Origin of the sequence: Bacillus australimaris (assembly GCF_001307105.1) — a bacterium.
Taxonomy (GTDB): Bacteria; Bacillota; Bacilli; order Bacillales; family Bacillaceae; genus Bacillus; species Bacillus australimaris.
Genome location: NZ_LGYN01000020.1, coordinates 1 through 948, shown reverse-complemented (window position 1 = coordinate 948; position 948 = coordinate 1). Strand labels below are relative to the sequence as shown.

Annotated in this window: 1 pseudogene; it reads left to right on the top strand. The window is 58.9% G+C overall.

Annotation, left to right across the window (positions count from 1 at the left end):
- Window positions 1-948 (top strand): annotated as a pseudogene (locus AKG37_RS19310) (hypothetical protein); the annotation flags it as partial.

The following is a 948-nucleotide window of genomic DNA, read 5'->3' as shown; positions in this document are numbered from 1 at the left end:
TCCCCAGACTATACGTTATTAGCAGCCTCAGGCGCGACAGGTATCACGGGAGCCACCGGCACAGGTGTAACAGGAGCAACAGGAGAAACTGGAGCCACTGGCATCACGGGAGCAACGGGAGAGACTGGTCCAACCGGCGCCACCGGCACAGGTGTAACAGGAGCAACAGGAGAAACGGGTGCAACTGGAGTCACGGGAGCAACGGGAGAAATAGGTCCAACCGGAGCCACCGGTACGGGTGTGACCGGGGCAACAGGAGCCACGGGAATCACCGGAGCGACTGGAGTCGGTTTATCCGGCGTCGTAGTGTTTGATCCAGCAGTAGCACCGACGTATCCAGTAGGCCAAGTGGTGACGTATGAAGGTGGGACCTATATCGTCAACACAGCACCACCAACAGGCACACCAGATACGTCCCCAGACTATACGTTATTAGCAGCCTCAGGCGCGACAGGTATCACGGGAGCCACCGGCACAGGTGTAACAGGAGCAACAGGAGAAACTGGAGCCACTGGCATCACGGGAGCAACGGGAGAGACTGGTCCAACCGGCGCCACCGGCACAGGTGTAACAGGAGCAACAGGAGAAACGGGTGCAACTGGAGTCACGGGAGCAACGGGAGAAACTGGTCCAACCGGCGCCACCGGCACAGGTGTAACAGGTGCAACAGGAGAAACTGGTGCAACTGGAGTCACCGGTGCAACGGGAGAAACTGGTCCAACAGGAGCTACAGGCACAGGAGCAACTGGATTAACAGGCGCCACAGGAGCAACTGGAGTAACTGGTGTAACCGGAGAGACGGGCGCTACAGGTTTAACCGGAGCAACAGGTGAAACAGGACCGACTGGGGTGACAGGAGCGACCGGCCTAACTGGACTTTCAGGAGTAACCGGCGCCACCGGCGTCACGGGTGCAACTGGATTAACAGGTGCAACCGGAGTGACAGGA